This is a genomic window from Coprococcus comes ATCC 27758 (genome assembly GCF_025149785.1).
Taxonomy (GTDB): Bacteria; Bacillota; Clostridia; order Lachnospirales; family Lachnospiraceae; genus Allocoprococcus; species Allocoprococcus comes.
Genome location: NZ_CP102277.1, coordinates 2,596,266 through 2,611,661 on the forward strand (window position 1 = coordinate 2,596,266; position 15,396 = coordinate 2,611,661).

General features: G+C 40.2%; 7 protein-coding genes. All 7 read right to left on the minus strand.

Translation table 11 applies throughout. From position 1 onward, the window contains the following. Positions 1-68 precede the first annotated feature (68 nt). The 7 genes from NQ556_RS12785 to NQ556_RS16915 all read right to left on the minus strand — a co-directional run bounded on the left by NQ556_RS12785 (position 69) and on the right by NQ556_RS16915 (position 15,376). Entirely contained in the window at positions 69-494 is a 426-nt protein-coding gene (locus NQ556_RS12785) for a MarR family winged helix-turn-helix transcriptional regulator (RefSeq protein WP_006858455.1), read from the minus strand. 1 nt (position 495) lies between these two features. After that, positions 496-1,860 (minus strand): citrate/2-methylcitrate synthase, encoded by a 1,365-nt coding sequence (locus NQ556_RS12790; protein ID WP_172679323.1) that lies wholly within the window; start codon positions 1,858-1,860, stop codon positions 496-498. A gap of 254 nt (positions 1,861-2,114) precedes the next feature. Beyond that, a complete protein-coding gene (gene cls, locus NQ556_RS12795) occupies positions 2,115-3,674 on the minus strand; it encodes a cardiolipin synthase (RefSeq protein ID WP_008371607.1) in 1,560 nt (519 codons plus the stop codon). A 35-nt stretch (positions 3,675-3,709) separates the two neighbouring features. After that, positions 3,710-4,390: a GTP pyrophosphokinase gene (locus tag NQ556_RS12800; RefSeq protein WP_008371606.1), complete on the minus strand. Its 681-nt coding sequence runs from the start codon at positions 4,388-4,390 to the stop codon at positions 3,710-3,712. Between the two features lie 129 nt (positions 4,391-4,519). After that, positions 4,520-4,690 (minus strand): helix-turn-helix domain-containing protein, encoded by a 171-nt coding sequence (locus NQ556_RS12805; RefSeq protein ID WP_008371604.1) that lies wholly within the window; start codon positions 4,688-4,690, stop codon positions 4,520-4,522. A 172-nt stretch (positions 4,691-4,862) separates the two neighbouring features. Continuing rightward, positions 4,863-7,613 carry a YodL domain-containing protein gene (locus NQ556_RS12810; protein ID WP_204576084.1) on the minus strand — a complete coding sequence of 917 codons (2,751 nt, stop codon included), beginning with the start codon at positions 7,611-7,613 and terminating at the stop codon, positions 4,863-4,865. Positions 7,614-7,693: 80 nt separating this feature from the next. Beyond that, a complete protein-coding gene (locus NQ556_RS16915; RefSeq protein ID WP_204576086.1) occupies positions 7,694-15,376 on the minus strand; it encodes a DEAD/DEAH box helicase family protein in 7,683 nt (2,560 codons plus the stop codon). Between the last annotated feature and the right edge of the window lie 20 nt (positions 15,377-15,396).

A 15,396-nucleotide genomic window follows, 5' to 3' on the forward strand; every position in this document is an offset into this window, starting at 1 on the left:
TTTAATGAAACAGTCATATTTTTATTCTAATATATGAAGGAGCTTTTCTTACTCCGTTATATTAATCACTATTTTATTTCTTCCATAAGCTGTCGGATTTTTCTCAATGTACACCGTGTAACTGCCAGGTCATCTTCTTGTATATTCGATATGATTTTTTCATAAGCTTCTATCATTTTTTCTTTCTGACAATTACTTAATTCAATTGCCTTGTTCGTCAAAACAAGGTATGTTCTTTCTTTTTTTTCATCTAATTTCCAGATAATATATCCTTTATTTTCAAGACTTTTTACCATCTTAGATGTTTCTGGAATCGATAATTTCATGTATTCTGCCACTTCTGAAAGATATACTCCTTCATGACAGTCTGATTTTTCAACACATTCCTTTATACTATAAAGAAACAAATAATCTGTTCTTTCAACAAATTCAAATATACTTTCAACATTGATGCTCTTTAAAAAAAACTCCTCTGCACTGGTTCCTGCTCCCATATTATCGTTCCTCTCTTTCTATATATTCTTTTTTGCTGACTAGACTCTTATATGCCGGGCGAATGATCTTATCTGTAGTTATCAATTCTTCCAGGCGATGTGCACTCCAACCAGCAATTCTTGCTATCGCAAATAATGGCGTGTACAATTCTCTTGGAATATTCAACATGTCATACACAAAACCACTATAGAAATCTATATTAGGACTTACTCCTTTGAATATCTGACGCTGCTTTGCAATCAACTTAGGTGCAATCTTCTCAATATTGTTATAAAGGGTCATATCTTTCTCACGTCCTTTATCCCTTGCGAGTTGTTCTACAAAGCCTTTGAACACCCTTTCTCTCGGATCTGAAATAGAATATACAGCATGTCCCATTCCATAAATAAGTCCTTTCTGATCAAACGCCTCTTTCTTCAAAATCTTACTCAGATATGATGCAATTTCCTCTTCGTCTTCATAATCTTTCACATGACTTTTAATATCATCCATCATATTCATTACCATCAGATTTGCACCGCCATGTTTTTTTCCTTTTAAGGATGACATTGCTGCTGAAATAACAGAATAAGTATCTGAACCTGAAGATGTTACTACCCGTGTAGTGAATGTAGAATTGTTACCACCACCATGTTCCATATGTAACAATAATGCTATATCCAGTACTCTTGCTTCCAGTTCTGTGAATTTTGTATCTGGTCTTAATAGGCGCAGGAAATTTTCAGCAATAGATAAATCTTTTTCAGGTCTATGAATATACATACTTTCGTTTTTTTCATAATGACAATAAGCATGGTATGCATATACTGCTAACATAGGAAATGCTGCGATCAACTGCATACTCTGCCTTAGCACATTCGGAATTTCAAGACTTTCTTTCTCCTTATCGTAAGAGCCCAATGTAAGAATACTTCGAGTCATAGAACCCATAATATCTGATGTAGGTGCTTTCATAATGACATCTCTGGTAAAGTTAGTCGGTAGTTCCATACAATCAGATAGTCTTCCCTGAAATTCCATTAACTGTGTATCAGTTGGCAATTCTCCGAATAAAAGAAGATATGCTCCTTCTTCAAAGACAAACCTTTTTCCTTTACTTCCTGTTACTAAATCTTTTATATTATAACCACGATAAGATAACTCGCCATCACATGGACTCTTTACTCCATCACGATATTCAAAAGCTTTTATATCAGAAATATTTGTAAGCCCCGTCAACACACCTTGGCCTTTTTCATCTCGTAAGCCTCTTTTTACACCATACTCTGAATACAGATTCTTACTAATGCTATCATTTTGTTCACAAAAAATTGCTTGCTGTTTCATATAATTTTCCAAATTGCTCATTTGAATCGCTCCTTTCATTCTGTTACGAACTTACATACTATACTCAGATATTCTTGTTTCCAGAGCATTCAGCATTGTCTGTTCTTATTCTTATTCTTATTCATTAGCAATACAATACAATGAAAAACTCAATTTAACCTCAACAAGGTTTGTTTTTTCATCCATGCAAAATCTTCTTTGTACAACAGACTGTTAGATATAGCAAAAACGGCCTTTCAAAAACAGTTAACTTCTAAATCAACTGTTTTTTGAAAGGTCGTTTCATCAGATTCTTATAGCAATCCAGCAAATAATCTCATAAATAATTGTCCCAGTCGCAAATATGCACTTCGTCCGGTTTGATATTGGTCTGTCACATCACGACATTCTCCCATCGTTCTTATCAGATCATTTTTTATTTCCACAACTGCCTGACAATCTGCCATAAAACAGCCGTTTTCAAAATGGTGATATAAACTTCGATAATCCAGATTAATTGTTCCACAAGTTGCCATACAGTCATCTGCCACACTCATTTTTGCATGACAGAAACCAGGAGTCCACTCATAAACACGAACACCATGTTTAACTAATCCATGATAAAAAGAACGAGTTATATTATAAATGAATTTTTTATCAGGGATACCAGGTGTGATAATTCTTACGTCTACCCCTCGCTTAGCAGCCAGACATAACGCATGCGTCATTTCATCTGTTATGATTAGATATGGAGTCATAAACCAACAATATTTTTCAGCTTTATTTATCATACTGATATAAACTTCTTCTCCTACTTGCTCATTATCCATAGGGCTGTCTGCATAAGGTTGAACAAACCCAGTTTGCTGTGCCGCATAATCATAGTGGAAAAGGTATTTACTAAAATCAGAATCATTAGCAGCCTTATCACTTACTGCATTCCACATTTCCAAAAATGTCACCGTAAGCGACTGAACAGCATCTCCTTCTAAACGAATACCTGTATCTTTCCACTGTCCATACGGGTGTGTGTAATTAAAATATTCGTTTGCCAGATTATATCCACCTGTAAATCCGACTTTTCCATCAATAACTGTTATTTTTCTATGATCACGATTGTTCAAAAACAGATTTAAACCTGGCATAAACGGATTGAATACACGGCAATGAATTCCTATTGCCTCCATCTTTTTCACAAAATCTGTGTTAATAAAGCCTATCGAACCCATATCATCGTAGAATACTCTAACTTCCACACCTGCTTTTACTCGCTCTTCCAGAACATCTTGAATCTTATGCCATGCTTCAGCGTCTTCTATCGCATGATATTCCATAAAGATAAACTTCTGTGCTTTCTCCAAATCCTTAATCTGTGCCTCTAATCCTTTCACTGCTTCATCAAAATACACAATATCCGTATTCTGATAGATTGGATACTGCGAATTTCTTTGTATGTAACTTGCTATATTTCCTGCTTTCGGAATTGTTTCTTTTATTCTGCTCAAACACTCCTGACTGTCCGGAAGCATTGGTAACAATTTGCTATCAATTTCTGCATATCGCTCACGCATTTTATGTGTGCCACCATTCAAACCAATCAACAAATACAGGCCTACACCCATAATTGGGAAGATTAGAATTAAGATGACCCAAGGCATTTTCATAGAAGAGGTCTTATCTGATGCGTACAATCCCAAAACCAAGATTCCACTCAAAATCCTTGTAAATAAATTTATAATTTCTGCATATTCATTCAAGCGTGTTACGATAGTAATAATAAAAATTACTTCCAGAAGAATGCAGACTATGGAAAAACACAGCCGTTTTACCCCATTTTTTGTTTTTGCTTTGCCCTCTAAAGTATCTTGCTTCATATATATTCCACCTTCCTACTTGCTCAGTTTTCTGCCTAAATTTCATGAAACATACCAATTTTGTCTTTTATTCTCTGCATTTCATTATCCGCTTCAATGATAGCTCTTGCAGAATGAAGTAATTCTTCACTTATCTCATCATAACCAGGCATTTCTTCAATTCCTTTTTTATAGCGAAGTTGATGTTCCAATGTTGCCCAGAAATCCATACCATTGGTTCGAATCTGTAATTCTACACGCATAGGTGTTTTACCCTTAGCAAAAAATACTGGTATTTCAACAATCATATGATAGCTTCGATAACCATTTGGTTTTGGATTTTTTATATAATCTTTTATTTCAATAACTTTAATATCATCCTGTTGGGTAATCAAATCTGATATCATATAAATATCGTCAATAAACGCACAAACTATTCGAACGCCTGCTACATCATTTAAATATGTCTGTATATTTTCTGTTGTAAAATCATGTCCCATTTTCTGCAATTTATTGTAAATACTATTGGGCTTCTTAATCCTTGTTTTTATAAAAGAAATAGGATTTCGATTGTTCTCAACTGAAAATTCATCATCCAAAACCTCAAGTTTAGTTTGTATCTCCCGAATAGCACAACGATACATCATCATTAAATTATAAAATTTTGTAGCATTATTTAAAAACTGTAGTGATTCCGGACTGTCCATCCAGAGTTTTGTTACTTCATCCTTTGTCATGGTACTTTCCTTTCTACTTCATCTTTAATTGATATATAGATATATCCAAGTCTTGTGAAGTGCACAAGCGCTGGAATCTTCACTCTGGAATCTTCTGGTCTTCCCATAAGCATTATAACCTCCAATACGTCATCTGTTTTTCTTTCGAGGATCTGTTGGCTTTACCGCATCTTTTGGTATTAGCCAAGTCTTTCCCTTTTTCTCTGCTCCAGGCACTCTTCCCTGGCTACATAAAAGAGAAATTCTTCTAGATGAAATTCCCCATATTTTTGACATTTCGATCGTTGTTATATAATCCATAATTTTCCTCCAAACGATACAACAAGCCTATTATAAGTATATTCTTTTATCGGAATAGTTTCAACCAAAATTAAGTTTTCTTCTAGGTTGTTTGATTTGTTATTGTTTTCTAAGATTTTCACAAAAACACCTGGTAAATAATCTTTTAAAATCATCTACCAGGCTTTATTGTTTATCTTACACCCAAATCAGCCCCTCTCTCCAGCTTATCTTTTCCCTGCTTTTCCTGGATAATTTTCTTATTGATTTCCAAGCGTTCATGGATTGATGGTTTCTTCTCTTTTCCCGTCATTGCTCTCTTTTGTGCTACTGGCTTTCTTTCAGCTTTCCCTGCGTCCTTAACTGCTGTATTTGCTTCAACGCCGGCTCTTGACACAGCTTCTCTGCTCTCATTTTTCTCTGTCACCTGCTGTTCTCGTCTCTCCTTCACACCTTTTTCTTCCAGACTGCAAAAACTCTGCAAATACGGCAGAACATGATTCTGCATATCCGTCAGATCTTCCATATACTTCTGATACTCTTCATTACCTTTTCCTTGCTGATAACTAATCCAGCTTTCATCTGTCAATTTCATTTCATTCTGCATCTTTAACTGACTGATGATACCACCGTTTCCGGTACCAATCTCTATCTTACCTTGAAAATGGTGCAGCATCTTATCACCCTTCTCAGCATAATATACTGTAAAAAACATCTGTGCTGTCGTTTTTGGTTCGTTGGTGTTTGGATCACGGTCAGCATACCAGGCTTTGTCCTGTTCTACGGTTTTGGAATCCAGATCAGATAACTTTTGACATCTTGGACTCCCCAACTCACTTTTCTCACAATAATTCACATACACCATCGGCTCCATATCTTTTGGAAGCTCCGGTTTATAGGCTTTCAGTCTTTCCATCAATACACCTGCACGAACAGACAGGTCGCATTCTTCGTCCACAATATCCTTCAGATAAGAAATATAAGAATGTGTATTGCCACTCTGCAAATCCAACATCACCTCTTGTACCGTATTTTCTCCCGGCTCCACATTATCTCGATACTCATACGGATCAAAAGCTTCTGCAATCTCATCCAATGCCTCTGCCAGCTGTTCTGTGGTCATCTTCTCTGGATACATTGCTTCTCGAACATCTCGCATCGGTACATACTTGTAGTCCGGCAATGCTTCATGAATTTTCTCAATTCCTTCCCGTACCAGTGCAAGCTCCTCATAAAACCGAACATCATCCATCAGATTCCCAAATACGGTATTTCCTTTTACGATTGCAAATTCGGCTTCATCATAGTAACTGTCTTCCGGATCACGATAGATAATTCCCATTGAGCATCCGAGATAAGCTGTTTCTGGATTCTCCCTATATTTTTCATAGACTGCAGCTATCTGATTAACATCGGTACTTTTTTCATAAGCTCCCATATCATGGAACTCATCGCATTCTGCCGCAAAGTATTCCAGATACGGTTCTTTCTTCGGCGGCATATTATTGAGGACATTATCAATCATGTTATAATTCACCTCTTCCAGTTCCTCCACCTTTGCCAACGGCTTATATTCTCCCTGGCTGTTCTGAATCTCCGCCATTACAACCTCATCCATTTCTTCTACTTTTTCCATCAGCTGATCATAATCTCCACGGATGCGTTCTCCAGTCCAGCCTTCGTCTTCCAGAAGTTCCTCTGCCGCTTCTTTAATAGAAATTTCATCATTTTCATAGACGCCACCATCCATCAGACGGAAATCTTCATCGTAAAAGGAATAATCGTATCCTTCTTCTGTTCTCTGAATAGCAAAGTAACGTTCTCCTACCTCATATGCCAGTTCACTAAGAACCTGTTCTTCCAGTTCCAGGAAATGATCTAGCTGCTCAAAGCTGATGCTGTCTACAAAATGTGCTGTTACATTTTCTCCGTCATTTAAAACCACGATATCACTGACGGACAGAGAATGTCCTCGGAAGTCTTCTGGTCTGTCGATGTTGAATCTTTCAAAAATATCATCCAGTGACATATTTCCGAATAGTTCTCCCGCATAGACCAGTTCATAATCTTCTTTTTTTATCTGCATACCATGACTTTCAATAAAACTCATATTCATAAATGCATAGTTTTCGCCCGGTGAATCATCCTTGATCTGATAAATACCAAAGGTTCGCCTAGTTCCTAACAACAGGTTTGCCTCTTTCAAAGACTGAATCTGTGGATATTTCTGCATTTCCCATTCCAGGTTACGGAAACGCTCCAGTTCTGCCATGGACATCTGATAATGCTCCGGTCCTCGTTCAATTTCCATGCGTTCCGTGACATAGATCGGTGACGAAAAATTAGTGATCAGATAGATATCTGCTCCGGCATCGTATAATTTCAGTGCTTCTTCCTGATCAATGACACTCATAGGCTCCTGAAATGCTCCAAAATCTTCATCTGCATAATCCAGATCCTGATCCCTTATCCGTTCCCACATCTGTAATTCCATGCCAAACAGCCCTTCGTGTGCCTGTATCATTTCTTTACTTGCATACTCTCCCTTACCGCCATCGCTGCCCAGGCAATAAATCTTAGAACCCATTCTGTGATAATCCAAAGCTGCTTCTTTTCTGAGCGGCACCATGTCTTCTGCTGTATATCCATAATCACGTAATTCCAGCTTACCTATGGTTGGATCTGGTAGGTCCTGAATATCCATTTTTGCATCATCCAGAAGTTCCTCTACTTTATCATCATCTGCCTGATTGATTGCATCTGTCAGATTTCTTACCAACGTCCTTACTTTCTCTTCCTCGCCAATCAGATTTGCATATTCAAAAATCTGTTCCTTTACATCCGCTGGAATCTCTATTTCCATGTGTTCTGCACGGTCTATCTGTTCCTGCGTATATTCCTGCATTTTCTGCGTTTCTTTTCCTGATATCATATTTCTCGCCATTCAAATTCCCCCTGTGTTCTAAAAAATGGCATAACCGGCAGAACCTTCTTCTACCAAATTATGCCATCTTTCCTGTTTATTTATTCCAGACCGAAGTCCCGTTTTCTGGTTTCCCTGCCAGTTTCTCTTTCCCGTTGACTCTTTTCTTTATAAATCTGCAGTTTCTCATGGATAGAACCTCGTGCCGGTCTTTCTTCTTTCTCTTTTGATTCCGACTGCTCTGTTTCTGTATCTTCCCGCTCATCCATATTGAGAAGTGCATTTAACTCTGACAGTCGCTCCAGTTTCTGGTTCAACTCCTCTTCTTTTGGAAATGGCTTCCCGACTTCCTCTTTGGCATTTGCCATCTGCTCCTGTACCGTTTCCAGCCGTTGTTCTGCTTCTGCCAGTTTCTCCGGATAACTTTCTAAAAGATTATTGATACGAGTGATATTTCCCAGGGCATCGGCTCCCAACCGAACTTTAGCTACCGATTCATGCTTTACAGACAGGATAAACTCTTTGCTCCAGCTGTCGAATTGGATTCTCATGTTAAATCCCTGATAACTTCCAATGTCCATAGCTGCATCTACAGACTTAATGTCTTTGCAGACCGCCAGAAGTGCCATACCTGCCTCTTTCTTTTCTGTGAACACTTTGCCACTGATTTCCATAGAAAACTGCTCTGGATCTGTGATTTTATGCTCAGAAAAATGAGCGATATCTGCCTTATAGCTGTCAATAATCTCCGTCAGTTTTGCAATCTGTTGCGGGAAATTCCTCGCAATGTCATCTTCCAAACGGTACTGATTATTCATGTGGTTGGCTTTTAAAAGTTTCAACTTTGCCACGTCCACATCCAATGCCATCTTCTCTTTTACTGCCGGATTTCCGGTTGCAAGTGCTTTGACCTCTGCATAGGACAGTGCCGCTTCATCCACATCTTCACAACTTCTGACCGGTGCTTTGCTCGTCATAATCTGGGAGATGAATTTCTGCTTGTTCTCGATCAACTGCCACATATAACTGTCGAATGTGGATTCTGTTACATACCGGAAGATATGAACCTTTTTATTATGGTTTCCCTGACGGATAATACGTCCTTCCCTCTGTTCCAAGTCAGATGGTTTCCAACCAATATCCAGATGATGCAGGGCAATCAAACGATCCTGCACATTGGTTCCTGCACCCATCTTTGCTGTTGAGCCAATCAAAAAACGAACCTGCCCGGATTTCACTTTTCCAAACAGCTCCGTCTTTTTTGCTTCTGTATTTGCATCATGAATAAAAGCAATCTCTTTTTCCGGTACACCTTTCTCCATTAGTTTCTGCTTCAAGTCATCATAAACATTAAAACTGCCATCGCCTTTCGGTGTGCTCAAGTCACAGAAAATCAACTGTGCGGATTTCTGTGCTGCTGTGTCTTTCCATATTTCATAGCTTTTCTCTGCACAAACTGATATTTTACTTTCTGGATTATCTGGCAATAATTCATTCACCAAACGCTGGTCCAATGCTAACTTCCTTCCGTCATTGGTGATTTTTAGCATATTATCGACCGAGGCATCTACCCCTCCGTTTCTGACAACTTCTGCACGTTCTCCAAGGCTTTCTACGATTTCTTTCTGCTGTTCCGTTGGTTTCAGCACCACTGTTTCATATTCCGCTTCCGGCACTGGAAGCTTTAATTGATCGGAAGTCTTGATATCTGCAATCTCCTTGAACATATTCATCAGTTCTGGGATATTATAGAATCTGGCGAATCTTGATTTTGCTCGATATCCAGTTCCTTCTGGTGCAAGTTCGATGCTCGTGACAACTTCTCCAAAGGTAGAAGCCCAGGAATCAAACAGTCCAAGTCCCATATTTTGTAATTTGCTGTTCTGCAGATACCGCTGCATAACATATAATTCCGTCATGCTGTTGCTGATTGGTGTGCCTGTAGCAAAAGTAATGCCTTTTCCTCCGGTAATCTCGTCCAGATACTGACATTTATTGAACATATCTGCGGATTTCTGTGCTTCGTTCTGTGCAATCCCGGCTACATTTCTCATTTTTGTATAAAGAAACGCATTTTTATAGCTGTGTGCTTCATCTACATACAAATGATCCACGCCCAGTTCTTCAAACGTAACTACCTGATCTTTCTTCTCTTTCTGATTCAGTTTTTCCAGCCTTGTCTGCAGTGTCTTTCTGGTCTTTTCAATCTGTTTGACGGTATAACGCCCACCGTCCTGTTCATACCTTGCACTCTGGATTGCCATTTCCAGATCATCAATCTGCTTCCGCAGCATAGCTTCCTGCCTCTCATCAGAGATTGGAATACGCTCAAACTGGGAATGTCCAATGATAATGGCATCATAATTCCCCATAGCAATTCTGGCACAGAATTTTTTTCGGTTTGCTGGTTCAAAATCTTTCTTGGTTGCAACCAGGATATTGGCTCCCGGATATAACTGTAGGAATTCTGCACCCCACTGCTCCGTCAAATGGTTTGGCACGACAAAGAGATTCTTCTGTGATAATCCCAGTCTTTTACTTTCCATTGCAGCTGCTACCATTTCGTAGGTTTTCCCAGCTCCTACTACATGTGCCAGAAGTACATTTTCTCCGTAAAGCTGGTGTGCAACTGCATTTTTCTGATGCGGACGAAGCTCTATTTCCGGATTCATTCCTGGGAAAGTCAAATGACTACCATCGTATTCACGGGGACGGATGCTGTTAAATCGTTCATTGTACACCTTTACCAGTCGTTCACGCCTCTGCTGATCTTTAAAAATCCAGTCTTTAAATGCTGCTTTCATGGCATCCTGCTTCTGTGATGCCAGCATGGTTTCTTTCTTATTTAGGACACGGATCTCATCACCATTCTCATTGACACTCTTATCATAGATGCGTACATCTTTCAGGTTCAGGGTATCTTCCAGAATCTTATAGGCATTTGCTCTCTCAGTTCCATACGTTGCATAGGCAAACGCATTTCTCGGACTGTCGGCATTCTTTCCAGTAATCCTCCACTCACCATTTACCTCTGAGAATTTTACCTGTATTTCCTTCTGTGCAAGATACCACGGCGTATGAAGCAGTTCCACCATAAAATCCTGATAATCCGAAGGTTCAATCCATGTGGCTCCAACACGCACCTCAATCTCGGATGCTTCCAGATCTCTCGGCTGAACCGCCTCCAATGCACGGACATTCGGTGTAAATTCCGGATGACTCTCGGCAAAGGTTCTCGCAGTATTTAATTTATCTCTGACATTTCCGGACAGATATTCATCTCCACTTTCCCACTGGTCTGTCAGTGGATTCTTAAAGATAACTCCGACCAGTTCTTCTGTGATCTTCTCTTCGGTCTTTCCTGTCAGCTCTGCCATATAAGGAAGGTCTACCTTTGCCCTTTCGTTAAGAGACAATGCCAATGCTTCTGTTGCTGTCTCCACGCTTGTCACAGCGACCGCCTTTTTGATGGTTCGTTTGGTGAACATGTCCGCTTTCCGCTTCAATGTTCCATCTTCATTCAAGTCTTCCAGTGAACACAGCAGACAATAAGAAGAGTCATCAGAAAATGCACGTTTGTTAGCATTACTTCCAATGACTCCATACTTTGCTGTGTAAGTATCATATACTTGATTCAGTTTCTCCTGCTGTTTCCGGATTTCTTCGTCTGTGACGGATTCCTCCATCTGCATGGTGATCAACTCACGAACAGTATCACGGATTGCAACCATACCTTTCACACGTTCTGCAGTAGCGGCAGGCATCTTCACCTGATTCATCAAAGAGTTGACACGGTAATATACCTGATTATCTACCACCGTATAACTGTAATTTCGCACATTTGGATCTGCTGGAATACTCTCTGGCATCTCATCCAGTTCTGTCTCCACATCTACTGCCGGTGCCATGCTTCCCTTGATGTGTTTTACAGCTTCTTGTAACTGTAATTCCAGATCAGCTCCTTCCATTGGAGCACAGGTTGTTTCCATACCATACGGACCGGACACTTCTTTCATCTCACCCAGAATCATTTCCGGATGCTGAACAAAATACTGATTGACTGTAATGCCATTGACATCACTATCCAGATTTATCCATTCCGGCATTTCTTTCGTAAGGCTTTCCCTCTTCTGGAAAAACAGGATATCAGCACTGACTTCTGTTCCTGCATTTGCCTTAAAAGCTGTGTTCGGCAGTCGGATTGCGCCCAGCAGGTCTGCACGCTCTGCCAGATATTTCCGAACTTCCGGTGATGCTTTATCCATGGTTCCCTTTGTTGTGATCAGCGCAGCCACGCCGCCTGGACGTAACTGATCTATCGTCTTGGCAAGAAAGTAATCATGAATCATGAAATTGTAGCGATCATACTGACGGTCATTGACCTTGTATGCACCAAATGGCACATTTCCAATCGCCACATCAAAAAAGTCATTAGGATAATCTGTCTTCTCAAAACCTTTGATCTGAATATTGGCATCTGGATAGAGCAGCTTTCCAATTCTACCACTGATACTATCCAATTCCACACCATAGAGTTTGGACTGGTTTAGATTCTCTGGAAGCATTCCAAAGAAGTTCCCGACTCCCATAGACGGCTCCAGAATATTTCCTTTTATAAATCCCAGATTCTCCAACACCTGATACATACTTTCAATCACAATCGGCTGTGTATAATGAGCATTTAAGGTGGAAGCTCTGGCTGCAGCATATTCCTCTGGTGTAAGAACCGTCTTTAATTCCAGATATTCTGTCTCCCATGCAGCTTTTGTCTCATCAAATGCATCTGCAAGACCTCCCCAGCCAACGTACCTGGATAAGATTTCCTGTTCTTTCGGTGTTGCATTTCGATTCTCTTCCTCGCATTTCTTTAACAACTGGATAGCCATGATATTGGCACGGAACTTTTCTTTTGATGTACCCTGTCCAAGCTCATCATCTGTGATATGGAAGTTCATTGCTTGAATCGGTTCTGCTATTCCGTTAATCTCTTCCAAAGATTCTTTTTCTTCCGATACCTCAGCTTCTCCCGATAATTCTTTTTCTTTTTTATCATAATCTGTCCACACACGTTGAGAAATAGCAGTAAAATAGGAAGACTCTTCCTCCATAATTTCTTCCCTGATTTCCCGTAATTCATCTAAGGTATCCGCATTTACAGTTTTGTTGTGATAATGATAATAAAGTACTTCTTGTCCAAGTTTTACATCCAGACGTTCCAATTCTTGTGTTGACATTCGATTCCAAATATCATCTTTTTCCGTATGAATCGTGAAACCTTCTCCATCATCATGATATTCTAATGTGTATTGAAGTCGATTCGCTTCTCCTTTAACTTTGCAATCAAAATTATGAATTGTTGTTCTGCTACCAGACATATATTCTGAATCAACCAATCGCAAATCAGTTATATCTTCCGCTGTCAAAGTATCCTGCTCTAGCTGTTCTCCTAACATCTGCTGTGCCGCTTCCAAATCTGCCAGTCTTTGTGCTTCCTGTCGTTCTTCGTACTTTTCCATTTCTTCCGGTGACAAATAATCATCTGTGCGGATTAACTGGCGAACACGTTCTGCAACCTTATTCCACTTTAATAAAACTTCTACCTCTGGGCTGCCAATCTTCCCTTTTTCAAGCTTTAATCCTTTTGCATCGTGGGATGCGTCTGAAGCATCTGCTCCTGGTATTCCGGGTGAAGAACCACCTGTTCCATATTCATTTTTCAGGAATTCAGCTGCATCTTTCATATCATGGTGCTCCATGAAATATTCATAAATCCGGTTACGTCCTCCGGCAGTAATGCCGCCTCTTCTTAACACTGCATCTATTTCATCCTGTGTAATAAAGGATAGCGCCGGCCGCTCTACCTTGAATTGCTGATCAACCCAGGAAAAATCTCTCTGGAGGTCACGAAAGCGCTGAAAATACACTGGATTGTGCTGTATTTCCCAGCGATGATAATCTTCTGGATTCTTTTCCATATCTTCCTGAAGCCATTCAAAACGATAGGCTGTCGCAGCTGCTTCCTCCGGATCTGTCCAAGCCGCCCCCACTACGTCCTGCCAGTCAGGATAAGACAACTGCTCTTCTCTGTTTCTGCTCGTATCACGGAAATGTAGTGCCAGAAGATCTGTCATTTCTTTCTGTTCCTGCTCAATAGCATTATTGGAGATAAGATTATCAACGTAATTTCCCGCCTCATACATATCCCGGATCCTGTCAGCAGCTTCTTCCCACGTAACGATACGGTCAAAGTTTCTTCTTGCTGAGTCGCCTCGTCGGATACGGATACCATCGTTGTCATACCAGATACTGATTTTCTGCCCATCTATGGTAAATCCTTTTCCTCCAGTACCATATTCATCTTTCAGGAAGCTTTGCATTTCTTCATTATCCAAACCTTCGATCAATCTTGCAGTAATGTGAAACAGTGTATTTTTCTGTCCGCTTCCTGTTCGGAGAATATCGTCTACCACTTCATCAGAAATAAGAAAAGCGGCTGGCTGTTCTAATGCAGCTGCCGCTTTCCTTATTTCTCCTAACTGTTCCTCTTCTGTTGGGAACAGGCTTAACTGTAAATAATCTCCCGAATTACCAGTTCCTCTGCCTGTGCCTTGATCTGGTTCATGTGTCTGGTCCACGCCATTGTGTCTGCCATCTTGTCCGGTGCCGGATCTTTCTCCAGAAGTTCGATCATCAGGTTGTCTACTCTCTGCCTTGCCTGGCTGTCGATCTCCATCAGATGACTGTCCAGACGGTTCTGCAGTGTCAGAATGTTGAACCTGGCTACCTTGTGGTTTCTCAGATACTCTTTCCTCATCATTCCGTACTTCCCGATCGTTCCTCTCGTCTCTTCCAGGCTGATATCTGGAATCTGATACTCTCCGTTCTGGCTGTAACTGATCTCTCTCATAGTCTGTTTCCTCCTTTTTTTCTTCTCTATCTTCTGTGTTATCTGTATTACTTTCACGAATTAACGTGTTAAACTCATTATAAGCTACTTCTTTTTCTTTTGCAACCGTTTTCAGGTCATTTTCCAGATCATTCAGAACATATCGTCCAATCTGCATCAGGACTGGTCTGCTGATCTCGTTGACTGCACTTCCCAGATGTCCTAATATTTTCAGCTGATTGAAGTCCGTTATATGCCGAAAATCCTCTGCATCCAGATATTCCTGTACATCCAGTCCACACCTGTTTAGTAATACATACCAGACACTATTGGTCATCAGTTCCCGGAATTCTACTTCCTGATTCTGTTCGTCCAGTTCTTCCAAAAATGTCCCTGTCACATCCAGTCTCAGTTCTTCCAATGCATCTGGAAGCCATTCCTGCATACTCTCCTTCGCTGCCTGATGCAGACTTTCAGCAAGTCCTCCTTCTGTATCTTCCAGTGATAACTGCTCCTGCAGATAATCCGCAACCAGCTGTTCTCCTTCCATTGGAAGATTCCATAACTGTGGATCTTTTCCCAGATTTCTTACTTTATAAGTATCCTGCACATCAAACACATATCTCAGTTTTATCTTTGGTCCTGATGTATTATCAATCAATGCGATTCCCTTGGAACCTTTTTTAATCCATCGAAACATTTTCTGATTCCAGATTTCCATGGATGCTACGGCGGTTGCTTCCGGCCGCTGTGCATAAATTAAAAGCTGTTCTGGAAAAGTATACTTGTACAGTCTGGATGCCGTGTCAAGGAACCGCATCCATTCCTGCGGACTGGCAGCTACATCTTTTGCCACCTCTTCCGTCAGCTGTTCCATTGCATATAATTTATTTGCCATGTGCTACTCCTTTTCATAAA

Coding starts and splice junctions, on each gene's coding strand:
- NQ556_RS12785 (WP_006858455.1), bottom strand. CDS start 494: ATGGGAGCAGGAACCAGTGCAGAGGAGTTTTTTTTAAAGAGCATCAAT.
- NQ556_RS12790 (WP_172679323.1), bottom strand. CDS start 1,860: ATGAAAGGAGCGATTCAAATGAGCAATTTGGAAAATTATATGAAACAG.
- cls (WP_008371607.1), bottom strand. CDS start 3,674: ATGAAGCAAGATACTTTAGAGGGCAAAGCAAAAACAAAAAATGGGGTA.
- NQ556_RS12800 (WP_008371606.1), bottom strand. CDS start 4,390: ATGACAAAGGATGAAGTAACAAAACTCTGGATGGACAGTCCGGAATCA.
- NQ556_RS12805 (WP_008371604.1), bottom strand. CDS start 4,690: ATGGATTATATAACAACGATCGAAATGTCAAAAATATGGGGAATTTCA.
- NQ556_RS12810 (WP_204576084.1), bottom strand. CDS start 7,613: ATGGCGAGAAATATGATATCAGGAAAAGAAACGCAGAAAATGCAGGAA.
- NQ556_RS16915 (WP_204576086.1), bottom strand. CDS start 15,376: ATGGCAAATAAATTATATGCAATGGAACAGCTGACGGAAGAGGTGGCA.